We start from the raw sequence: 22,874 nt of genomic DNA, 5'->3' as shown, positions 1-22,874 counted from the left end.
TCACCAGAGGGTGAGGTGGTTGGCAATCTTCCATTTATGATTTATTTCTTAACCCTTAGAGAGAAAATAATGTAAAAAGAGAAACCCCACTAAAAAAAGTGGGGTTTCTCGACAATCTGTAAAACCTTCCAAATATTAATTGGAAGGTTTTTATTTATTTGTTAAAACTGGTATTTGGAATATTTGTAATATTATATCTCAAAAAATAACCTTTTTGCTCAATATGTGGATACTATTTACATGTAGCAAGAAACGATTGTGAGATATGAGCTATAACTTATCAATTAATGGGAGGAGCTGATGCAAGGAAATGAATATGACTAATTACCAGATTAATATTGAAAGGTTACGTCAGTCTATCGACGATTTATCTATTTTTGGACGCAATGAAAAAGGTGGGTTAGATCGAACCACTTTTACCCAATCGGAACTTGCAGCAAGAGACTGGCTAAAAGGAGAACTTTCTAAAATCAATCTCAATATAAGAATTGACGAGGCAGCAAATATATGGGCGAAGCGGGAAGGGACGGATCATACTTTACCTGCAATTGCTTTCGGGTCACATATCGACACGGTCCCTAATGGAGGGAAATATGACGGTGCATTAGGGGTGTTAATAGCACTCGAAGTAATGCGCATACTTGAAGAAAATAAGATTACAACACGACATCCTTTTGAACTCGTTTCTTTTAGCGCAGAAGAGCCCAATCCATTTGGTCTTTCAACATTTGGCAGCCGTGCACTGACAGGAAAACTAAAGAAAGAAGATATTCTTGATGTTAAGGATCCTAATGGAACTAATTTAATGGAAGTATTAAAAAGTGCCGGTGGTAATCCTGAACAATTTGATAAGGCTGTAAGAGACCCTGAGGAATTAGCTGCATATGTTGAAGTTCATATTGAGCAGGGGAAACGACTATTAAATCGCGCTGTTCCTATTGGAGTCGTAACAGCCATAACAGGAATTTATAGGGAAGAAGTTACCGTATTGGGAGAGGCAAATCATGCCGGAACAACATTAATGGATGATCGTAAAGATGCTTTAACTGCATCTAGTGAGATGATTCTTGCCTTAGAGAGTATTTGCAGAACCTATCCTGAAAATGAGGTAGTTGGAACGGTGGGGAAAATGAATATTTCCCCGAATTCGTCTAATATTATACCGAATGAAGTGACCTTTTCTTTAGAAATTAGAGGGAAATCAACGGAGGAGATTAACGACGTTCTCGTAAAGTGGAATGACGCTGTTAGAGAAATTTTGAGCAGGAGATCTCTTCATATAAAGCGATCTATACGGCTAGATCAAGCTCCTGCACTGATGGATGAAGTATTAATTAAACAAATGATTGAACAAGCAAAGCAGTTAGGATACAAATCTCTTTTACTAGGGAGTATGGCAGGGCATGATGCGACACATATGGCTTCTATTACCAGAAGTGGGATGCTGTTTGTACCAAGTGTAGCTGGAAAAAGTCATTGTCCGGAGGAATTCAGCCGTATTGAAGACATTGAAAAAGCAGCTAATGTTTTGCTAAATACTCTTTTGGCATTAGATCAACAACTGGATTCTTTGTGTCAATAGTTTAAAAAGATCACTTGATGTTTTGGGAGGTGGAAATGTGGCTGAAGTTATTCGAAAAACAATCTCTATTTTAACGGCAATTAAACCCTCTGAAGAAAAAGAAGCGTGGAGTACAACAGAAATTAGCCACGAGTTAAATATCCCGTTACAGACCGTACACCGGTTACTTGGTTGTTTATCAGAAGCAGGGTTTGTCATTCGAGATAAAGAGTCAAAGAAGTTTCGGTTAGGCTTATCATTAATGGAATTAGGTCTATCGATTCGTGATAACCTATCTGTTAGAAACGAAGCCCTCCCAATCATGAAACAATTAGCAATGGAAACGAAAGAAAGTGTTTATTTGACCGTACCTGAAGGGTGTGATGGTATCTTTATTGATTGTATTGATTCTCCACAATTTTTAAGGATATCGGAGCCGGTAGGACTTAGGAGGCCGTTAAGTACAGCAGCGTCAAAAAAAGTAATACTAGCGTTTTTTCCTCCAATTAAAACTCAAAATATTGTGTCCAGTCTATTCGAGTCTGGCACGATCAATAACGTAGATGCATTAATGGAAGAACTGGAAGTGATCAGAAATCAAGGCTTTTCTATTTCTTATGGGGAAACGACAGAAGGAACGGTCAGTGTAGCGGCACCGATTTTTTCTTGGGAAAATGAAGTAATTGCATCGATAAGTGTGGCAGGACCTAAAGAACGATTTGTTGGTACAAGACTTAGTAATTTTATTAAACAGACTACACGTGCAGCTTGTGACGTATCGGAGGAGTTAGGTTGGTTAAATCGGTGAAAAACACTCCGGCAGAAGTTCTAACATGAAAAGATATATGTTCTCACATCACGGGTAGAGATTACTGAAAATTGGTAATAGTCATTTTTATTATAAACGTAGAAACAAATCAAAGAATAAATATTGAATGAGGTGAAGAAAAATGTGCGGTATTGGAGGACTCATTTACAAAAATACAGTTCATGAGAAAAAGACAGGAGAAATTGTTGTGAAGATGCTTGAAAGTTTAAGCAGAAGAGGTCCTGATTCAACAGGTGTCGCTCTCTTACATCCAAAAGCAGAGAATCTATTATATATTGATGTGAATTATGAAAAGCCAGAAAACGGTGAAAAGATTACTAATCTGCTAACTGAATACGTGACAATAGAAAAACTATCTGATCATGGAAATTACGTACGTGCGATCCTAAAAGATATTGAGGATGAAGAAGCGCTCGTTTTATCTATTAACAACATTGATAGTGACGTTTCCGTTGCAAGCTATGGAAATCAAATAGAAGTATTAAAGTTTTTAGGAGGGGCAGAAAATTTAGAAACTCAATTCAAAATTTCAGAATATGACGGCCAAGTAGCAATCGGCCATACAAGAATGGCAACAGAGAGCAAAGTAGATATTTCTCATTCACAGCCCTTATGCTGTCACGCAGGTAAGGACTTAACAATAATCCATAATGGACATATTACAAACTATATTACATTACGAAGCAAATATGAGAATCTGGGGTATGCCTTTATTACAGGAAATGATTCTGAAATTATCGCAGTCTATTTAGTAGATAAGTTGAAATCGGGTATGAGCTTACAAGATGCAATGGAATGTTCTTTAGAAGATCTTGATGGCTCGTTTAGTTATATTGCAATTACACCAACCCAAGTAGGACTAGCGAAAGAACCGTTTGGAATGAAACCAATGATGATAGCTGAAACAGAAGATTTTGTAGCTTTTGCATCCGAAAGTATGGCAATTACAAATGGATTTGGTAAGAATTTAAACGTATTTGAGCCCAGCTCTGAGGAGGTCATGATATGGAATCTGTAAAAGAAGCGATTGTCATTGATTGTGAAATAACACCCTTACAGGATGTGAATGAAAAGATAGCAGTGGCTGCTAAAGATGGTGTGAAAGAAGTCATTATTGAAAACCCACAAGCACGTCACAATTTAGGGGTTGGAATAACTGATCCGATTAACATCGTTTATAAAGGCGATGTTGGCTATTATGCAGCGAGTCTTTGTGATCTTATAACAGCCAAGGTTCATGGCAATGCAGGATGGGCAATCGGTGAAAACCTCATGAACGGGGAAATTGTTGTTGAAGGAAATGCAGCTTCATCGACAGCCGCTTCAATGCGCGGAGGGACAATTGTCGTAAAAGGAAGTGTCGGAGCTCGCGCAGGGATTGGCCTTAAAGGAGGAACGTTAATTGTTGGAGGGAATGTCGGTTATATGACAGGATTCATGATGCAAAAGGGGAAAATGATTATTTGTGGAAATGCAGGGAAAGCTCTTGGCGATTCAATGTACGACGGAACAATCTATGTTGCCGGGGAGATTGCTGAGTTAGGAAATGGTACAGAAATCGTAGAGTTACCAAAGGAGGAATACATGGAATTAAAGTCAACACTTGAAAGCTATGGGATGAAGGTTCCTCCAACCTTTAAGAAGATAATTTGTAACGGTGTGCTTCATAATTTCAATAAAAAGGAGTTTGGCGTATGGAAAACAATATTATAAGAAAAAGCAAAGTATGGAGTCCAGAAAAAATTGAAGAAATTCAGGAAAAAGCCGAACTGGGACGCTACCGTATCAGAGGGCAAGCAACTAAACGATTGGACCTTCCTTCTTTTGATGATTTAGTCTTTACCCCAGCGGGTCTATCACGTGTTGCCCTGGAAGGATACCGTGAAAAATGTGACACAAGGGTTGTTATCGGTGAAGGGAAAGTTAAGCGTCCACTTGTACTTGAAACGCCTATTATGGTAGCAGGAATGAGCTTTGGAGCAATTAATTCCAATGCGAAAGAAGCACTTGGAATTGCTGCAACACGCTGTGGTATTAGTACATGTACAGGGGATGGGGGGATGCATCCAATTGAACGTGAAGCATCTGAGAAATTAGTTTATCAATTGCTTCCGAGCCGTTATGGCTTGAATCCATACGACTTAAAACGTGCCGATGCTGTAGAGATTGTAGTCAGCCAAGGTGCAAAGCCAGGTACAGGTGGTACATTACTTGGCCAAAAAGTATCAGAAGAAGTAGCGACGATGCGAGACCTTCCTTTAGGTGTTGACCAACGCAGTCCGTGTCGTCACCCAGACTGGATGGGGCCAGATGATCTTGGTGTGAAAATTGATCAAGTGCGAATTGCAACCAACTTTGAAGTGCCGATTTTCATTAAAGTTGGTGCAGGCCGAGTCTATGATGATACAAAGCTCGCAGCAAAAGCTGGAGCCGATGCTATTGTGATTGACGGTATGGAAGGTGGAACAGCTGCATCTCCGGAAATTCAATTAGACCATACTGGGATTCCAACAATTGCTGCTGTAGTAGAAGCGGCCGAAGCATTGCATGAAATCGGCATGAAAGAGGAAGTGAGATTAATTATTGGTGGGGGAATTGCAAATGGTGCAGATGCGGCCAAAGCAATTGCACTCGGAGCAGACGTTGTTTACATAGGAACAGCGATGCTCGTTGCCCTAAATTGCAATAAATCTCTTTATGTTAATGATTATGAAGCGTTAGGTACAGCTCCTTCTGCTTGTCATCATTGCCATACTGGGAAATGCCCTGTTGGGATAGCGACACAAGATCCTGAGTTAATGAAGCGATTAGATTCAGAGGAAGCAGCCGATCGGGTGGAAAACTATATAAATTCACTTACCATGGAAATGCAGATCTTTGCACGTTCCTGTGGGAAAAGTAAAGTTGGTGACTTAGACCCTACAGATTTACGTTCGTTAACGATGAATACATCGATGATTACTGGTGTACCGATCGTCGGAATGGGCAGTAGAAAACCTTATTGGGCGAATTATGAGCAGTCAACTGAACAAAAAGAGCTCGTACCTAAATAAAACTTTAAGGAAGGTGATTAAGATGAACAGTGTTGTTTCAATATCGAAGCTAGAGGAAATTCAAAAGAAAATTGAAGCAGAAAATATCCAGTTTTTGCTCGCTTCTTTTTCAGATATGAATGGCTCTTCACGAGCGAAATTGGTCCCTTCCAAACGTCTTTCATCCGTATGCGATAACGGAGCAGGTTTTGCCGGTTTTGCTGTCGGAGATTTAGGACACGGCCCGACGGATCCGGATATTCTATGTATCCCGGATTTAGGTTCTATGACAATTTTACCTTGGCAAAAAGACTTAGCATGGTTTGCTGGCACTTTGACGGAGGATGGTACATCGTGGTCTTTTTGCACAAGGACAATCTTATTAAATGTGATGGAAAAAGCGAAGAAGCTTGGATATGAAATGAAGACAGGTGTAGAACCGGAGTTTTCACTTCTTCGTGAAGATGAGACAGGAGGTCTTTCTCCTGCAGACCCTTTTGATGTAGCGAACAAACCTTGTTATAACCAAGTTGCATTAATGAGAAATTACGACTTTTTAAGCACATTAATCAACTATATGGAAGAATTAGAATGGAGTGTGTCTCAAGCTGATCACGAAGATGCCAATGGCCAGTTCGAAGTGAATTTTGAATTTGCAGATGTACTTACGTCGGCTGATCGCTTACTTTTCTTTAAATATATGGTTCGCAGCATGGCTGAGGAGCGAAATTTAGTCGCTACTTTTATGCCCAAACCATTTTCGAAACTTACTGGTAACGGTTGTCATATGCATCTAAGCTTATGGAACGGAAGTGAGAATCTATTTAAAGATATATTAGATCCGAAAGGTAACGACCTTTCACAATTAGGTTATCATTTTATTGGTGGTATTTTAAATCACGCTAAATCACTTGCTGCAATTGTGTGCCCGACAGTAAATTCATATAAGCGATTGACAGCAATGTCAACAAGTTCAGGTGCAACCTGGGCACCGAACAGGATCTCTTATGGAGGCAATAATCGGACACAGCTTGTACGATTACCAGGTGAAGGACGTATTGAGTTTCGAGCAATGGACAATCATGCGAACCCATATCTTGCATCTGCTGCAATTTTGGCAGCAGGGCTTGATGGGATAGAAAAGAAGATAGACCCAGATATAATAATGACTGAGAATTCAGAATCTATTAGTGTGTTAGGTCCTCAAGTAGAGAAATTACCATCTACATTACAAGAAGCAATAACTGAATTAGAGGAAAATGAAGTCTTATTTGAAGCCTTAGGTGGAGACTTTATGAACACATATATTAAAAGGAAAAAGGAGGAATGGTCTGAGTATCATAATGATGTAAGTACTTGGGAGATTGAAAAATATTTAAAAGAAAGCTAATGAATTTTAAACGAATCTAAGGGGATGAATCGTTTGGGGAAAAAATATGATGTGATCGTAGTAGGAGGAGGGTCAATGGGATCTGCAGCTTCCTATTACTTATCAAAGAGAGGAAAGCAAGTCTTAATGATCGATCAATTTGCAATCCCTAATTTATACGCGAGCCACCATGGTCATACTAGAATGCTTAGAATGGGCTATGGTAACGGGGGGAAATATGTACCTCTAGTAAAAGAGTCTTTAAGGCTTTGGAACGAATTGGAGAAAGAAACAGGGAAATTACTTTATGAGAAAACTGGTGCGTTAACGGTGGGCCATGCTGACTCTCGTTTCGTAAAAGAAGCAATTGATAGTTCGATTCAGCACGGGCTACCCTATGAAAAGTTAAGTGCTGAAAGTATTATGGAGCGCTGGCCTGGAATGCGTTTGCCAGAAGGCTATGTCGGAAGCTATGATCCGGATTCGGGTTTTCTATATTCCGAGGAATGCATTCAAACGTACAAAGAGGAGGCAGTAAAACTAGGGGCAGACGTCTATGAAAATCAAGCTGTACTTGCGATTGATATCAATGACGAATTTGTTACAGTCACAACGCCCAACGGAATGTATACAGGTGCGAAGCTTGTTATAACAGCAGGTGCATGGATTCCAAAAGTTTTAAAATCAGTCAATTTGCCGATTACACCTGTCCGGAAAACAATAGGCTGGTTTAAACCGAAAGATGGCCGGCTTTATAGCGAAGACTTTCCTTGTTTTGTGTTTGATACCAAATCAATTGGCCATTACTATGGCTTTCCAGATTTTGATGGAGGGGGACTTAAGCTGGGTAGAATGGATTTAGGTTATGATTGTGACCCAGATACCGTAAATCGGGAATTCGGTTATTATGCAGACGATGAAAGCGAGATTCGTAGCTTCTTAGAACAATACATGCCTCAAGCCCTCGGAGAATTACTAAAGGGGGAGGTAAGTATGTTTGCCCATACACCAGACTCTGACTTTATTGTTGATCTTCACCCACAACATGATCATGTTATTTTAGCTGGAGGGTTTTCAGGTCACGGATTTAAGTTTGCAAGTGTTATCGGCAGCATTTTAGCCGACCTAGCGATTGACGCACAAACAGAGAGAGATATTTCATTTCTTCGTGTGAACCGTCTAGTAAATATAGAAAATTTAATTAACTAGTAGTCAGTTTAGAATACAAGAACCTAGTTAGAGGTTGCTGAAAAAGGTAGAAGTGCCTTCTTCGGCAGCTTTTTCTTATGGGAGCTAACAGAGATAAAAGAATAAGTCAGTAGAATATATGACGGACAAAAACAAGTTTTCCCACAATATAAGAAAGGTTAGTTTTTTTTGATAACCCATTATGGGAATATAAAATTATCAAAAGGAGGGGTTAACCATGAAAAAGATCGAAGCTATCATTCGGCCGGAGTATTTTCAAAATCTTCGCGAAGAAATTGAGAAGTTTGGAATTAAAGGTTTGACCGTATCAGAGGTTGGAGGCTGTGGTGTTCAAAAGGGGCGACAGGGAATCTTTAGAGGGAATACGTATGAAATTACGTTATTACCTAAAGTAAAAGTGGAACTAGTAATTGATAAAGAGAAAGTAGATTCACTTGTTTCAATTATTCAACGTTGTTGCGCAACAGGAGATGCAGGAGACGGAAAAATTTTTATTACTAATGTTGAACAAGTTATTCGTATCCGAACAGGTGAAAGTGGGTTATCGGCAATTGTTTAATTCCATTCTTAATAAAAATCTAAGTAATAGGAGTTGGATATATGAAGGGGAAAATCTTTTGCTTGCTAAGCCTTTTTATGATGTTGGCACCGGCTGTTAGTGCAGAGGAACCAGTTACTAATACAACATTGGATGGTATGTGGATCATTGTTGCGACCATTATCGTTTTTCTCATGCATGGTGGGTTCGCGATGCTTGAAATCGGATTTACACGCTCAAAGAATGCCCTTAGTATTCTAATGAAGAACTTTCTGACGATTTCATTTGGCGCGATTTTATATTTTGCGGCAGGTTATGCAATTATGTTTGGTACCTCAGCAAATGGAATAATTGGGATCGATAGTTTTTTTCTAATAGGCAATGAGGTTGACATGTCTTTCTTTGTCTTCCAAGCTGTTTTTGCGGCCACGTGCGCGACAATTATTTCTGGAGCAGTTGCAGAAAGAATTCGGTTATCAAGTTATTTGCTTATTACTGCAGCAATGGTTGTTATTATTTATCCAGTCGTAGGGCATTGGACTTGGGGAGGTGGATGGCTCGATCAGTTAGGATTTATTGACTTTGCTGGTTCATCGGTCCTCCATTTAACGGGTGCGATTGGTGCTTTTGTTGTTGCTGCTTTTCTTGGAGGTCGTATTGGAAAATACACAAATGGTAAAGTGAATATAATTCAAGCCCATAGTATCCCACTTGGTGCACTTGGTGTCTTTATTCTCTGGTGGGGTTGGTTTGGCTTTAATGGTGGAAGTGTGTTAGCGGCAGATCCAGAGTTAGTACCTGTAGTTATAACCAATACACTTTTAGCAGCATCTGCAGGGGTAATTGGTGCTGCCGGTTATTCACAATTAAAATATAAACGTGTCGATGCATCCTTAACTTTAAATGGTGCACTAGGTGGGTTGGTTGGAATCACGGCTGGTGCTGATTCGGTGTCCTTGATCAGTGCCGTTATTATCGGAGCAATTGCTGGTGTGATTTTAATCGAATCTGTTCAATTTATTGACCGAAAGTTAAAAATTGATGATCCAGTAGGGGCTGTTGCCGTTCATGGTGTTTGTGGGATTTGGGGTACCATTGCGATTGGAATCTTTTCTGTTGATGTCGGTTTAATATACGGAGGAGGATTCGGACAATTAGGAATACAAATTATCGGTATTTTTGCAGTACTTATATGGGTGGGGGCAACAGCTGCATTAGCTGTAGGTGTTGCCAAATTATTTGGACCCATTCGTGTACCTAAAGAGATTGAAATTGAAGGCCTCGATATTACGGAGCATGGCAGCTCAGCTTATGACATGGGATCACATTTAGGTTCGAGGGTTTCTAGCAGACAAGTTTCTTCAGAAGAACCGTTTGGTCTTGCGAATCGTTTGAATAATTTAGGGAGAACGAACAAAGATGTAGTTTAGATTTTAAACAACAAGGAAACCATTCATGCAAATGGTTTCCTTGTTGTTTACTGTTTGGTAGGTAACAATTATTTTTTCGGTAACCATTAATACAGTTCCCTTTAGTATGTGAATACTTTCGATTTAATTAAACATCTTAAAGGTGTAGGACATAATTGGAGTTATTGTTAATGGTGGTTGTACATGAACTGTCGAATAACTGTCTTTTCAGAATTAAATAAATAGTATGATCTCATCACAAGACGTGTTTAGCATTTACAAATTTAAAAGTTGCATATAAACTAACTGAATGTATTCATAAGAAGGAAACCATTATAATTGACGGTTTCCTTCTTGTTCTTTTACTTTTCTTACATACCTAAAAAAATGTACTCGTGAAGAAATAATAATATTTAAGGCTTTATAGAAAGGGTGATAATATGGCAAAAGTAAGAGAGCCATTCAAAGTTGCATCCATACAGTTTAATCCTACATTAAACCGACGTAATACAAATATTCGAACATTATTAAAACTAGTTAGGGAGGCAGCAGAGAATGGTGCTAAACTGATCTTAACACCAGAGATGGCAACAACTGGTTATCACTACTTAGATCGTTCTTCGATATCACCGTATGTTGATACGGTACCTGGTATTACAACAGCGCAGTTTGCGCTAATTGCGAAAGAATATCATACATATATTGTGATTGGAATGGCTGAACATGATCTTACAAGTGGTTTATATTATAACTCGTCGGCTTTAATAGGTCCTGAGGGATATATTGGGAAATACCGAAAGCTGCATCAATGGGTTGTTGAGAATTATTGGTCTTGTTGGGGCGATATCGGCTGTCCGGTTTTTGAAACAGAACTAGGGAAACTGGCAATGATTATTTGTCAGGACTCTACTTATTTTGAATCGGCAAGGTTAGCGGCTGTGAATGGAGCAGATATTTTATGTTTTCCAACTAATTCGTCAGGAGCATCCATATCATTATTACAACATTGGGCTGAAATGAACGGTTTGTATGTGATTAGTGCCAATCGATCCAATACAGAAGAAGACTTCCATATGGTTGGTTTAAGTGCCGTGTGGTCACCGACTGGAAAAAAGCTAGCAGAGGCGCCATACACAGATATAACAGATGAATCGAAAAATGAATCGAGAATCATTTACAGTGAGGTTGATCCGATCCAGTATGAAAATCCGGCAAAGGAAAGAATTCTTGAAAGGCGAATGGAATCATATAAGGATTTGATGCTCTTTTTAGGACCGTGGGATTACACAAAAAATACCGAATCTCGTCATATCCATGCCGCTGCAATTCAATATGAACCAGTGATAGGTGATAAACAAGCAAATCTAAAAAAAGTGAAACAACTTGTAAAAGAAAAAGTAAAAAAAGGCGTTAATCTCATTGTCTTACCTGAATTATCGCTAATTGGACCTGTGAATATTATAAAAAAGCAAGAGATTCGTCCTTATTCAGAAACGGATGATGGTTCGTCGGTAGGAGAGATGAAGCAACTTGCACGTGAGGTACGCGCTCATTTGGTCTTTGGATTTGTTGAAAGAGAAGATCCTCATTATTATAATACAGCAATTTTAATTAGCCCTGATGGTGAAGTGATCGGTAAGCATCGAAAAATTCAGTTAAATGAGTATGATGAATCTTGGGCGACACCAGGAAATCAGATATCTGTTACACCGATTAATGGTTTTGGAAGAGTAGGGATGATGATTGGCTATGATGCTTGCTTCCCAGAAATTGCAGGTGTACTAACTGTTAAGAGGGCTGATCTGATTTGTATCCCTTCTAGTTGGAGTGGAGAATACGGTGCGGAAATTGATATCAATCAAAAGGTGTACCCTAAGCCTTATCCGAAGAATTCTGTAACAACTTGGGATGCTGTGGCGAAAGGATCACAATCATATACAATAGTCGCCAATTTTATCGGTACAGAGCGTGGATTTAAGGGTAGCAGTGCTATTTATAATCTAGATCAAAATTATGTGAAGGATTCTACGGTCATTGCCACTAATAATAAAGAAGAAGTTTTAATGAATGATTTTAAGACAATGAAAACAGATTGGTGGTTGGATCAAGAAAAGCTTATTTTGACAAGAAGGACAGCATATTACAAACCTCTTGTGACTAGAATCCCTCCATTTTTGTAGACAGAAACTTAGAAAGCTTAAGAGGAAATAATGAATATGACGTTCATTTTTATTATTTCCTTTTGTTCTTATTCTGCCAAAAACTATGGAGGGGATTTTGTTTAGAGCTTTCATATTTTTAAATTACGAATTAATAGATGTATCATTGACAATATCTAACTAATGGTGGAACATATGAATATGAATTTACGCTTTGAATAATTAGAATTATCGGCAATATCAGATTATAGGTTATTACCTATAATCATAAAAGAAAGCTGGGATCTGAAATGAAGAAATTAATCGTTTTTTTAGTATCATTTGCTGCTTTTTTTGCACCATTTACTCAAAGTATTTATGTTCCATTAATTCCGGAAGTTCAAGAATATTTTCTAACATCAGCTTTCCTGGTAAATTTAACAATCTCTATTTTTACGCTCTTTCTAGCAGTAATGCAAATAGTCTATGGTCCACTAGTTGATCGGTATGGCAGAAGGCGAATTTTGCTACCTGCAATGCTCATTTATATCATAGCTACGATTGGTGTTGTGTTGTCGCCAAGTATATGGCTATTTATTTTCTTTCGTGCGATACAGGCTGTCGGTATTGCAGCGGGTTCTGTAGTAGCAACAACTGTTATTGGAGATTTATTCGAAGGAAAAGAATTAGGTCGTAATATGGGAACCTTCCAAATGTTGGTGTCGCTAGGGACGGTATTAGGACCAGTCATTGGTGGCTTTGTTGGAGCATACTTCGGATTCCATGGTGTTTTTTGGGTGCTAATTGGAACTGCTATTTGTATTTGGGGCGCGATTATTTATTTCTTGCCCGAAACGAGCACAGCTTCTGATAGTAAAGTTAGAAAGAAATTTAGTATTAGAGAATATATAAATATCTTCTCTAATAGAATTGGTTCTGCAGTTGTAATGTTAGGGTTTATTCAATTCTATACATATTATCAGTTTCTAGTATTTTTACCATACATATTATCAGATTATTATGCTTTATCTGTTAGCCAAATTGGCTTAATTTTCTTATGTATGACAGTGTCCATTGTGATAGGGAGCATGGCAGGTGGCAGATTACAAGAATACTTTGATCAATTTTCTTTTCTACTTTTTGCAGCTTCATTAAACGTTGTATCAATTGCACTATATCCTTTGTTTGCTCCAATATCACTTGTTTTTATTATGGTTTTCATCTCTTTATTTGGCCTATTCACAGGTTTAGCAGGACCTGTGCAAACAACTGTTTTAGTACGTGAATTTAAAGAAAATCGAGCAACTGCGCTTGGGGTCTATAACCTGTTTCGTTATATGGGGATGGCGGTAGGGCCTATGATTGGAACTGTTTTGTTTAACTGGAAAACATTCACAGAAATTTATTTTGCAACATTTTTGTTTTTCTGTGTCGTACTATTTGCAGCTAGACAATTTGTTATAGAAAAAAAGAAGAGTCAAAAAGAGCTTAACAATCTATCTACTAGCGATAAAAAAAGCCTAACTTCCCAGTGAAAAACAAGTATACTGGGTGTTAGGTTTTTTTTCGAAAAAGAGGACGGCAGGCAGCGAGAATCTCGAAAGTATTTTTTGCGATGCCTCTATTACATTGGTTTTATTGTGATTTTTTTAATTTTCTCCAAAGCGTTGTTCGGCTTATACCTAGTAATTGGGCTGCTTTTTCCTTATTACCGTTTGTCTTAATTAATGTTTGTTCAATTTGATCTAATTCTGAGGCAAATGTATGTTGGGGCCTTTCAACTTTTACTGATTCTGTTGAGCTGTTAGTTGTGTATACAGCTTTATGTAGCATTTTAATAACTTCTTGTTTCGTTAACGTTTCATTTTGACAAAGAACTAAGAAACGTTCTGCTACATTTTCGAGTTCTCTGACATTTCCAGGCCAATGATGAGCCGAAAGCATATGTAAATCATTGATGTCAAGTAAGGCGCTTAACTGACTGTTTTTCTTAATGAAATGTTGAAAGAGCTTAGATATATCTCCATGTCGCTCGCGTAATGGAGGGATAAATAGTTGCAGGACACTAATTCGAAAGTATAAATCTTCTCTAAAAGTACCTTCTTTAATACAGTCAAGTAGATTTTTATTGGAAGCTGCTATAATTCTAACATCAATCGGAATAATTTGGTCTCCACCTATTCGAACAATTTCTTTTTCTTGTAATACACGTAGAAGTCTGGATTGTAGGTGGATTGGTAATTCACTAATTTCGTCTAAAAAAATTGTTCCTTGATGTGCTAATTCAAATAAGCCGGGTTTTCCTCCCTTTTTAGCTCCGGTAAACGCACCTTCTTCATATCCAAAAAGTTCACTGTCTATGAGGTTCTCTGGTAAAGCAGCACAGTTTACAGCAACAAATGGTTGGTGGTAACGAGGACTTGATTGATGGATGCTTTGTGCAAATAACTCTTTTCCTGTACCAGACTCACCATTAAGTAATATAGAGGAATTAGCTCGGCTGTATTTTTTTGCTTGGTGAATTGCTTCCTGTACCGTGTTGGATGATCCAACAATGTCATGAAAATTGTAGGATGCAACCATTGGTTTTTGTGTATTGTTTTTTCGGATCTTTTGTTCCTTCTGTTGTAAGCTCACTACGTCATCTAAGCAAATTAAGTGTCCCAAATTTTCACCTTGTACAGTAACAGGTACAATATCGACCATGAGCTTTTTCTTTTTATGTTCAATAATAAGATTGTACTGAGGTTCATTCCATTGAGATAAATTGTTCTTTTTGGTGAGACTTGGGAGAATTTCTTCTAACTTTTTCTCTTTTGCTTGACTACTATTAATACCGAGAAGTCGTTCGGTTACATTGTTTACAACGTTTATGTTTGAATCCGTATCGATGGAAATAATCCCACTTCGATTGATCGAGATCATTGTTTGAAACAACGTTATTTTCTCGGCTTCGTTTCGATAGACATTTAAGATATTTAAGGCATCTTGGATCGCATTTTCCACGGCACGATGAGAGTAGTAAAAGATCCCATTCATCCCTAACTTCTTAGCAACTTCACATACCCAACTTCCACCGATAACATTCATAATACCGTTATTCCTTAAATGCTCCATCACATTATATGCTTCTTGAATTTCATCAAATTGAATTTGTTTAATTCGAACATTGAGAAGGGAAGCAATCTCAGATAACTCTTCAATCTCTTCTCGAAAGTTCATGACTACAACTTCTTCGCTGTCAACATTTTTAATGGATTCCAATAAATCGAAACCGGAAATCTTAACAGGAATAACTAAATTCGATAGTACTTTTTGGAGGGATTGAGCGCTTCGTTCTCCACTAATAACAATCGTTGTTGGATCGAAAAAAGTTTGCACATCACGAGAAGGGTTTGGAGAACTTAGAAATTTTAATGGTAAATCGGTAATTTCGTATTTTACCCATGATGGAATATCTATTAATACTTCACGTGCTAACTTAGAAAAAGGTGGATAACCGACGATCGCGATTTTATGTTGCATAACAAGATCACCTCTTTTAGATTATTCTGATAATAACAAATTTTAGAAAGATTTGAAATCTATGTTTCATTATGAAACGCAAAAAGGCAATTGTCAATTGAAATTCTGATTATATGGGCATTGATGTTTGATTTAATATGACATTATTAGTAGATTTTCGGTATTATTTTCATGTCAAACAAGTAATATTTGGAAACGTTTGAAACGTTTGAAACATTTGCAACGCAAAACGTTACGCTTTGAAACATGATAAGGAAAGTGAATACGAGGAAAGTGAATAGATCAAGCTTTTTTGATATTGGCATAGAATTTGCATAATAAAAAGTGAATCGCTACTTACAAGTTTGAAATGATTCAAATCTCTTTTTTAAAGGGCGTAAAAGGTAAAACTATTAATCTTAATATGTAAGGAGGAGTTATTTTGGGGAAAGTAGGCAACGTCTCACAAGGAAAAGGTGGAAGTTTTATAATAGAGAGTCCTAATCTTGAAGATGTTTTAATTCCTGAGGAATTTACTGACGAGCAAAAAATGATTGTGAAATCAACAGTAGAGTTTGTTGAGAGAGAAATCGGCTCTTTAGGTGAAGAAGCACAAAAGTTAAATTATCAATTATCAAAAGATATCGTGAAAAAAGCCGGGGAAGTTGGATTATTAGGTGTTTGCTTACCTGAAGAATATGGAGGATTAGGATTAGATGGGGTACGGTTTGCTTTAATTAAAGAAGCGTTAAACCTAGGTCATTCATCTATGACTGCGACAATTGGTGGTCAAATGGGGATTGGAATGTTACCGATCATCTTTTTTGGTACAGCAGAACAGCGTGAAAAATATTTGCCTAGACTACAAGATGGTACGATTACAACTGCTTTTGCTCTAACTGAAGCTCAATCAGGGACCGATGCTTCAAGTATTAAAACAACGGCAACACTCACAGAAGATGGCAAGCATTATGTGTTAAATGGTAACAAAGTATTTATTACCAATGCTGGCTTTGCTGATATTTTTGTTGTCTTCGCTAAAATAGAAGGAATGGGCTTCACTGCCTTTATCGTTGAAAGAGAATCTGAAGGATTAAGCATTGGACCAGAAGAGAAGAAAATGGGACTGAAAGCTTCATCAACTTGTTCAATGAGCTTTGAAGATGTTAAAGTTCCGGTCGAAAACTTATTAGGAAAGCCGGGAGAGGGCCATCGTTTTGCTTTTAATACGTTAAACTTTGGAAGGCTTTCAGTTGGAGCAGGGTGTCTTGGTAATAGTAAGCATGCTCTCGAATGTTCAGCTAGGTATGCAAATGAACGAGTACAATTTGGGAAGAAGATTTCCTCTTTCCCATTAATCAGTCAAAAATTAGCAAACATCAACATTCAAACATACGTACTAGAAAGTATGGTTTATCGTACAGCTGGTATTTTCAATGAGAAGTTAGAAGAGATTGATTTTAGTGATCCGAATCTAGAAGAGAATTCACGAAAAGCAATCGGTGAATATATGATTGAATGCGCTATCAACAAGGTTTTTGGATCTGAAACATTGGATTATGCAGCAGATGAAGGGCTGCAAATTCATGGTGGCTATGGTTATATGCAGGAGTATGAAATTGAGGGTATTTACCGTGATTCAAGGATTAAGCGTATTTTTGAAGGAACGAATGAAATGAATCGAATGTTTATAACGAAAACCCTTGTAAAAAAATTATCAAAAGGTCAATTACCTGAATTACAATTAGCACTTGATGAAAGTGAAATGCGTCTAAAGAATGCATTAACGGAGACAAATTTGAACGAAACGTTAGCTCAAGAAGCTTACTTACTATCGGTTTCAAAAAAAATATATCATATGGCATTGGCTCAAGCCCTGAAAACTTATGGTAAAGAGCTTGAACATGAACAGGAAGTACTTAGTGATTTAGGGGATATTGCAATTCAATCATATGCAATGGAAAGCGCGCTGTTACGTACTAAAAAACTTATCGCCAAAAATGGCGAGGAAAAGTCTGAGAATGCAATCAATATGACAGTGGCATTTATTCATGAAGCATTTGATCAAATTATTGGCTTTGCAAAAAATACATTATATGCAACAAGTAGTGATGAAACGTTAGATCAGCAACTGGACTTATTGCAAGAGAGTTCACGGAAAAAGCCTATTAATCCAATAATCTTAAAACGTAAAGTTGCAAAAAAGGTAATTGAAGTAGAAAAGTATATCGTTTAATTGCTAATTACTATAAAGGAGGAATTTAATATGAGTCGTTTAGAAGGAAAAGTAGCAATCGTAACAGGTGCAGCAAAAGGGATTGGAGCTGCTACAGCAAAACGTTTAGCGAAAGATGGAGCAAAGGTAGCGATTATTGACTTAAATGAAGAAATTGGAGAAGAGACAGTAAAAGCAATTCAAGAAGCTGGTGGAGAAGCGATTGCTGTTGGTTGTAATGTGTCTGTAGCTGAGGAAGTTGAAAACGCTGTCAATGCAGTAGTTTCACAGTTCGGCCGACTGGATATTTTAGTAAATAATGCAGGTGTAACACGTGATAATTTACTATTTAAAATGTCAGAGGATGATTGGGATCTAGTTATGAATGTTCACCTGAAAGGTAGTTTTCTTTTTAGTAAAGCTGCTCAAAAACATATGGTTGAACAACGTTATGGGAAAATCGTTAATACAACAAGTTTAGGTGCATCAGGAAAACGTGGGCAAGCCAATTATTCTACAGCTAAGGCTGGTTTGCAAGGCTTTACAAAAACACTTGCTATTGAATTAGGACCTTTCAATGTTAATGTGAATTGCGTAGGACCAGGCTTTATAGCTACCGATATGACAAAAACAACGGCTGAACGTCAAGGGTTAGACTTTGAAGAGATTAAAAAAGGCGCGAGTAAGACAATCCCGATGAGAAGAGTTGGGGAGCCTGAAGATGTAGCCAATGTCGTTGCGTTCTTAGTTAGTGATGATGCAAGTTATGTAACAGGTGAAATTATTTATGTAGGCGGAGGAGCTAAATAATATAGCTGTAAAAGCGTTATTTAAAATTTATTTTTAAAAGGAAAGGGGAATGAATGATGACGACTACGGACCGTTCAGTAATCGGCAGTAAGAGTGAAACAATCGAATTTGAAGTGGAAAAAGGGGCGATTCGCTCCTTTGCCCAAGCACTTGGGTCAGAAAATCCAATTTACCTTGATGAAAACTATGCAAGGCAACAAGGATATGCGAGTATTGTCGCACCACCAACTTTTCCATCAACATTTCGATTACCAAAGCCAGGTATTAATGTGGAATTGAGTCGTACATTGCATGGGGCACAAGAATTTCTTTATGAACGCCCAATTGTTGCAGGGGATGTATTACGATGCACGAATCAGCTAGTAGATATTTTTGAAAAAGAAGGAAAAAGTGGAACGATGACGTTTTTTATTCTTGAAACAAGAGGGGAAGATACAAACGGGGATTTAGTTTTCCGTTCGAAAGCCACGATTATTTACCGTTAAGAAAAGGAGGGGTTTTAGATGATTAAAGATTGGAATGTTCTTGAAGTAGAACAAGAATTGGAATTAGAGACAGCGCCGATTGAAAAATTGCAACTCGTGAAATATGCAGGGGCATCAGGAGATTTTAACATGATTCATACCGACGAAGAGACAGCTAAAAAGGTAGGGTTACCTGGAATTATTGCTCACGGAATGATTAGCATGGGAGTGTTGGGTAACTTTGTAAATGAAATTGTTGGCAATCAAGGGTTTGTAAGTCGGTTACAAGTGAAATTTGTCGGTATGGTTCCATTAGGTAAGTCGTTAACATGTAAAGCAAAAGTGGTAGGGAAAGATGAGGAGGCTCAAACAGTTGATTTTAAGATTTCTGCTGAAATGGAGCCTGGGAAATTTGCGACTTTAGGAGAAGCAAGTATTAAGTATTATTAATGAGCTAATTTTATGAATCCGAGAGAAGTACGATCAAGCAATTTCGGATTTTTTGTATAAGTGATTAACATCAATTGTTTTGATGTACTTTTCTTCGGGTGCCACTTTAATTATTGTAATATTCGTAATTTTTGTAATATCAAAATTAATGAATTGAAAGGTGTGAATGGAAATGAAGTCTGAACGAGTAGCGGCGATCGTAGGAGTGGCTGAGTCAGACCTTGGTCATTTACCTGGTAGCAATGTTCTTCAACTTCAAGCTCAAGCTGCCAAACGTGCATTAGATGATGCTGGTTTTTCGAAAGACGATGTTGATGCGTTGTTTACTACTGCAAGTTGGGGTCACTTCCCACAGTTAATGCTTGGTGAATATTTAGGTATAACACCGAAGTACACAGGAGGTACCAATATTGGAGGATCTTCTTTTGAGTCCCATGTAGCTCATGCACTCGTTGGAATTCAAGCTGGCCTATTTGAAGTTGCTCTTATTACGTATGGAAGTACAAATCGCACAAGTGGAAATAGACCCTCTGCTGCTGGATTGACGTTAAGTTACGAAGAGCCCTTTGGAGTTCCGTCCCCGGTAGGTCACTATGCAATGGCTGCAATGAAGCATATGCATCAATATGGTACAACTTCAGAGCAACTAGCCGAAATAGCGGTTGCTACTAGAAAGTGGGCTGGTTTGAATGAAAAAGCATTTAAGCGTGAGCCAATTACAGTATCTGATGTGCTAGAGTCGCCAATGATTAGTGAACCGTTACATCTACTAGATTGTTGTCTAATTACAGATGGAGGTGGGGCAATTATCGTAGCGTCAGCTAAGGCAGCTGCTCGTGCTAAGAAAAAGCCCGTTTGGATTTTAGGCCATGCCGAAACACAAACGCATAATTCGGTTACATATATGCCTGATTTGACGGTGACTGGAGCAAAGGATACAGGAAAAAGGGCAATGGAAATGGCAGGGATTACTCATAATGAAATTGATGTAACCCAAGTTTATGATTCCTTTACAATTACAGTGCTTTTAACATTAGAATCGTTAGGTTTCTGTAAGCCTGGGGAAGGTGGAGACTTTGTTAGTGGTCAGCGTACGGCTCCAGGGGGAGCGTTCCCGTTAAACACGAGTGGAGGAGGTCTTTCCTATTGCCATCCAGGAATGTTTGGGATTTTCTTATTAATAGAAGCAGTTCGCCAATTGCGTGGAGAATGTGGAGATCGACAAGTAGATGATGCAAAAATTTCACTCGTTAATGGAACTGGAGGAACTCTTTCCTCTACTTCAACCGTTATTTTAGGGAGGGATTAAGATGGCAGGTATACCTAAACCACTTATTGATACAGATTCAAAGACCTTTTGGGAAGGCGTTCAAAACCATAAGCTTATGTTGCAAAAGTGTGATGATTGCAACAACCATATCTTTTATCCACGTATTATTTGTCCACACTGCTTTTCAGACCAATTAACTTGGGAGGAGACTAGTGGTCAAGGAAAAATTCATAGCTACACAGTAGTTCATAAAGCAGCACCTCCGTTTCGAGAAGATGTACCTTACGTAATAGGAATTATTGATCTTGAAGAGGGAGTAAGAATGTTGAGCCGTATTATAGGTGACAAGGAAAAAGTTGCTATCGACAAACCTGTTACTGTTACGTACAAAAAAATTGATGATGAATTAACACTACCATATTTCAAATTGTCGGAATGAGACTTTAGGATGAAGTAGCTAAGAATGAATTTATTAGAAAGGGTGATAAAGCGATATGATTACTTCCTGTTATGGGATGTCCGTAGCCCAATTACTAGAAAAAGCTAAGAACTCAAGTCCGGATAAAGAAGTTATTTATGACGGGAAACGTCGAATTTCTTATAAGGAATTGGAAAAAGAAGCTACAGAAATAGCAGTTGGACTTAAAGGTTTGGGCATTCAAAAAGGGGATCGCATTGGTGTTAGTCTCCCTGCGTGGTATGAATTTATCGTTGTTGTTTTTGCGATTGCAAAAGTTGGTGGAATAATGGTTCCTTTCAATACGCGTTATAGGGAAGATGAAGCAGAACACATTTTGCAAGATTCTGGTGCTAAGTTGGTATTCTTTACAAAAGAATATGACGGTGTTAATCACCTTGAACAATTTCAATCAATCAAACAACGGTTAGACAGTTTGGACCATTTAATTCCGGTGCGATTTGAACAAAAAGGACTGGTCTCTTATAACGAGTTACAAATTAGCGGAAGAGATCAAAAAGTAGAAGAGGTCACAATTGATGTGGTTAATGATATTTTCGCGATCATTTATACATCAGGAACAACTGGGAAACCAAAAGGTGCAATGTTAACCCACAATAACTTGATTTATAGTATGATTCATAGCTGCCAAGCAATCAAAATAACTGATCAAGATGTCTTTCTTCATGCTAGTCCATATTTTCATATTATGGGTTTAGCCGGAATATTGAGGCTCGTTGGAAGTGAAACAAAAGCAGTCATTTTGGAAAAGTATCATGTTGAAAGAGCACTCCAATTAATTGAAAAAGAAAAAGTTACGATCCATTCAGGGGTCCCGACGATCTTTATTCTTGAATTAAATCATCCTTCATTTTCTTCTTACGATTTATCGTCTCTTCGTGTCGCAGTAATGGCAGGGGCTCCTTGTCCAGTTGAAGTCATTCGTAGAATTAAAACAGAAATGGGATGTACCGTTTTAGTTAGTTTTGGGATGACAGAAACAGCACCGATTTTAACAATGACAAAGTTTGAAGATGATGAAATTATTCAAGCTGAAACAGTTGGGAAAGCAATTGAAGGTGTTAAATTAAGGATTGTTGATGAACATAGACAGGAAGTCCGGATTGGTGAAGTTGGCGAGATTGCTTGTCATACAGAAGGGTTAATGAAAGGTTATTATAACCTTCCAGAAAAAACAAATGAAGTCATTGATGAGAATAGATGGTTTTATACAGGTGATTTAGGAACTATTGATGCAGACGGGTATGTGCGCATCATTGGAAGGAAGAAAGACTTGGTTATTCGTGGTGGATACAATATTTATCCAGGAGAAATTGAAGAGGTATTTTATTCCCACCCAACCATTATGGAAGTGGCGATTATTGGAATGCCAGATACCGTCTTAGGTGAAGTATCTTGTGCAGCAGTTACATTGAAACCAGAAATGTCAACAACCGTTAAAGAGCTAGAAGTATTCATAAAAAAACAAGTCGCCGATTATAAAGTACCTGACCATATAGTTATTGTAGATGATTTACCAAAAACACCGTCAGGAAAAGTTAGAAAGTTTGAATTGAAGGAATTATTGTTAAAAGAAAAAGCTGTTTCGTTAAGATAAC

At 38.0% G+C, this 22,874-nt stretch carries 19 protein-coding genes; 18 read left to right on the top strand and 1 reads right to left on the bottom strand.

Annotation, left to right across the window (positions count from 1 at the left end):
• Positions 1 to 316: 316 nt before the first annotated feature.
• From AC1FXZ_RS10180 to AC1FXZ_RS10130, 11 genes are all read left to right on the top strand, one after another.
• Positions 317 to 1,582 carry an allantoate amidohydrolase gene (locus tag AC1FXZ_RS10180; protein WP_480053173.1) on the top strand — a complete coding sequence of 422 codons (1,266 nt, stop codon included), beginning with the start codon at positions 317 to 319 and terminating at the stop codon, positions 1,580 to 1,582.
• A 37-nt stretch (positions 1,583 to 1,619) separates the two neighbouring features.
• Positions 1,620 to 2,369, top strand: a complete 750-nt coding sequence (locus tag AC1FXZ_RS10175; protein WP_480053171.1) for an IclR family transcriptional regulator — start codon at positions 1,620 to 1,622, stop codon at positions 2,367 to 2,369.
• A 142-nt stretch (positions 2,370 to 2,511) separates the two neighbouring features.
• The gene (locus tag AC1FXZ_RS10170; protein ID WP_480053169.1) at positions 2,512 to 3,408 is read left to right on the top strand and encodes a class II glutamine amidotransferase domain-containing protein; all 897 of its coding nucleotides are present in this window, start codon (positions 2,512 to 2,514) and stop codon (positions 3,406 to 3,408) included.
• Entirely contained in the window at positions 3,396 to 4,103 is a 708-nt protein-coding gene (locus AC1FXZ_RS10165; RefSeq protein ID WP_480053167.1) for a hypothetical protein, read from the top strand. Before AC1FXZ_RS10170 ends, AC1FXZ_RS10165 begins: the two co-directional genes overlap by 13 nt.
• Positions 4,085 to 5,443 carry an FMN-binding glutamate synthase family protein gene (locus tag AC1FXZ_RS10160; RefSeq protein WP_480053165.1) on the top strand — a complete coding sequence of 453 codons (1,359 nt, stop codon included), beginning with the start codon at positions 4,085 to 4,087 and terminating at the stop codon, positions 5,441 to 5,443. The genes AC1FXZ_RS10165 and AC1FXZ_RS10160 overlap by 19 nt, the downstream gene beginning before the upstream one ends.
• Before the next feature lie 22 nt (positions 5,444 to 5,465).
• On the top strand, positions 5,466 to 6,812 hold the full coding sequence (gene glnT / locus AC1FXZ_RS10155) for a type III glutamate--ammonia ligase (protein ID WP_480053163.1): 1,347 nt from the start codon (positions 5,466 to 5,468) through the stop codon (positions 6,810 to 6,812).
• Between the two features lie 33 nt (positions 6,813 to 6,845).
• A complete protein-coding gene (solA, locus tag AC1FXZ_RS10150; RefSeq protein ID WP_480053161.1) occupies positions 6,846 to 8,000 on the top strand; it encodes an N-methyl-L-tryptophan oxidase in 1,155 nt (384 codons plus the stop codon).
• Positions 8,001 to 8,217: 217 nt separating this feature from the next.
• Entirely contained in the window at positions 8,218 to 8,559 is a 342-nt protein-coding gene (locus AC1FXZ_RS10145; RefSeq protein WP_480053159.1) for a P-II family nitrogen regulator, read from the top strand.
• A 41-nt stretch (positions 8,560 to 8,600) separates the two neighbouring features.
• Positions 8,601 to 9,968 carry an ammonium transporter gene (locus AC1FXZ_RS10140; RefSeq protein ID WP_480053157.1) on the top strand — a complete coding sequence of 456 codons (1,368 nt, stop codon included), beginning with the start codon at positions 8,601 to 8,603 and terminating at the stop codon, positions 9,966 to 9,968.
• Between the two features lie 419 nt (positions 9,969 to 10,387).
• Positions 10,388 to 12,127 carry a nitrilase-related carbon-nitrogen hydrolase gene (locus AC1FXZ_RS10135; protein ID WP_480053155.1) on the top strand — a complete coding sequence of 580 codons (1,740 nt, stop codon included), beginning with the start codon at positions 10,388 to 10,390 and terminating at the stop codon, positions 12,125 to 12,127.
• 269 nt (positions 12,128 to 12,396) lie between these two features.
• Positions 12,397 to 13,620, top strand: coding sequence for an MFS transporter (locus AC1FXZ_RS10130; protein WP_480053153.1), 1,224 nt, complete (start codon positions 12,397 to 12,399; stop codon positions 13,618 to 13,620).
• Between the two features lie 100 nt (positions 13,621 to 13,720).
• Here AC1FXZ_RS10130 and AC1FXZ_RS10125 read toward each other — a convergent pair whose 3' ends face one another.
• On the bottom strand, positions 13,721 to 15,610 hold the full coding sequence (locus AC1FXZ_RS10125; protein WP_480053151.1) for a sigma 54-interacting transcriptional regulator: 1,890 nt from the start codon (positions 15,608 to 15,610) through the stop codon (positions 13,721 to 13,723).
• Between the two features lie 421 nt (positions 15,611 to 16,031).
• Between AC1FXZ_RS10125 and AC1FXZ_RS10120 the strand changes: the two genes are divergently transcribed.
• The 7 genes from AC1FXZ_RS10120 (at position 16,032) to AC1FXZ_RS10090 (ending at position 22,873) form a co-directional block, all read left to right on the top strand.
• Complete coding sequence (locus AC1FXZ_RS10120) at positions 16,032 to 17,825, top strand: acyl-CoA dehydrogenase family protein (protein ID WP_480053149.1); 1,794 nt, start codon at positions 16,032 to 16,034, stop codon at positions 17,823 to 17,825.
• 30 nt (positions 17,826 to 17,855) lie between these two features.
• Positions 17,856 to 18,614, top strand: coding sequence for an SDR family NAD(P)-dependent oxidoreductase (locus AC1FXZ_RS10115; protein WP_480053147.1), 759 nt, complete (start codon positions 17,856 to 17,858; stop codon positions 18,612 to 18,614).
• Positions 18,615 to 18,670: 56 nt separating this feature from the next.
• A complete protein-coding gene (locus tag AC1FXZ_RS10110; protein ID WP_480053145.1) occupies positions 18,671 to 19,099 on the top strand; it encodes a MaoC family dehydratase N-terminal domain-containing protein in 429 nt (142 codons plus the stop codon).
• 18 nt (positions 19,100 to 19,117) lie between these two features.
• Entirely contained in the window at positions 19,118 to 19,528 is a 411-nt protein-coding gene (locus tag AC1FXZ_RS10105) for a MaoC/PaaZ C-terminal domain-containing protein (protein ID WP_480053143.1), read from the top strand.
• A 172-nt stretch (positions 19,529 to 19,700) separates the two neighbouring features.
• Complete coding sequence (locus AC1FXZ_RS10100) at positions 19,701 to 20,837, top strand: acetyl-CoA acetyltransferase (protein ID WP_480053141.1); 1,137 nt, start codon at positions 19,701 to 19,703, stop codon at positions 20,835 to 20,837.
• A gap of 1 nt (position 20,838) precedes the next feature.
• Entirely contained in the window at positions 20,839 to 21,237 is a 399-nt protein-coding gene (locus AC1FXZ_RS10095) for a Zn-ribbon domain-containing OB-fold protein (RefSeq protein ID WP_480053139.1), read from the top strand.
• Positions 21,238 to 21,292: 55 nt separating this feature from the next.
• Entirely contained in the window at positions 21,293 to 22,873 is a 1,581-nt protein-coding gene (locus AC1FXZ_RS10090) for a class I adenylate-forming enzyme family protein (protein ID WP_480053137.1), read from the top strand.
• Position 22,874: the final 1 nt, after the last annotated feature.

The sequence above is a fragment of the Halalkalibacter sp. HAAS-P014 genome (assembly GCF_056619965.1).
The sequence above is the reverse complement of the archived record's forward strand: the minus strand, read 5'-3'. Positions and strand labels throughout refer to the sequence as shown.

Excerpts from the sequence above, each read along its gene's own strand:
- AC1FXZ_RS10180 (WP_480053173.1), top strand. The coding sequence starts at position 317 with ATGACTAATTACCAGATTAATATTGAAAGGTTACGTCAGTCTATCGAC.
- AC1FXZ_RS10170 (WP_480053169.1), top strand. The coding sequence starts at position 2,512 with ATGTGCGGTATTGGAGGACTCATTTACAAAAATACAGTTCATGAGAAA.
- AC1FXZ_RS10165 (WP_480053167.1), top strand. The coding sequence starts at position 3,396 with ATGGAATCTGTAAAAGAAGCGATTGTCATTGATTGTGAAATAACACCC.
- AC1FXZ_RS10160 (WP_480053165.1), top strand. The coding sequence starts at position 4,085 with ATGGAAAACAATATTATAAGAAAAAGCAAAGTATGGAGTCCAGAAAAA.
- glnT (WP_480053163.1), top strand. The coding sequence starts at position 5,466 with ATGAACAGTGTTGTTTCAATATCGAAGCTAGAGGAAATTCAAAAGAAA.
- AC1FXZ_RS10145 (WP_480053159.1), top strand. The coding sequence starts at position 8,218 with ATGAAAAAGATCGAAGCTATCATTCGGCCGGAGTATTTTCAAAATCTT.
- AC1FXZ_RS10140 (WP_480053157.1), top strand. The coding sequence starts at position 8,601 with ATGAAGGGGAAAATCTTTTGCTTGCTAAGCCTTTTTATGATGTTGGCA.
- AC1FXZ_RS10135 (WP_480053155.1), top strand. The coding sequence starts at position 10,388 with ATGGCAAAAGTAAGAGAGCCATTCAAAGTTGCATCCATACAGTTTAAT.
- AC1FXZ_RS10130 (WP_480053153.1), top strand. The coding sequence starts at position 12,397 with ATGAAGAAATTAATCGTTTTTTTAGTATCATTTGCTGCTTTTTTTGCA.
- AC1FXZ_RS10125 (WP_480053151.1), bottom strand. The coding sequence starts at position 15,610 with ATGCAACATAAAATCGCGATCGTCGGTTATCCACCTTTTTCTAAGTTA.
- AC1FXZ_RS10115 (WP_480053147.1), top strand. The coding sequence starts at position 17,856 with ATGAGTCGTTTAGAAGGAAAAGTAGCAATCGTAACAGGTGCAGCAAAA.
- AC1FXZ_RS10110 (WP_480053145.1), top strand. The coding sequence starts at position 18,671 with ATGACGACTACGGACCGTTCAGTAATCGGCAGTAAGAGTGAAACAATC.
- AC1FXZ_RS10105 (WP_480053143.1), top strand. The coding sequence starts at position 19,118 with ATGATTAAAGATTGGAATGTTCTTGAAGTAGAACAAGAATTGGAATTA.
- AC1FXZ_RS10100 (WP_480053141.1), top strand. The coding sequence starts at position 19,701 with ATGAAGTCTGAACGAGTAGCGGCGATCGTAGGAGTGGCTGAGTCAGAC.
- AC1FXZ_RS10095 (WP_480053139.1), top strand. The coding sequence starts at position 20,839 with ATGGCAGGTATACCTAAACCACTTATTGATACAGATTCAAAGACCTTT.
- AC1FXZ_RS10090 (WP_480053137.1), top strand. The coding sequence starts at position 21,293 with ATGATTACTTCCTGTTATGGGATGTCCGTAGCCCAATTACTAGAAAAA.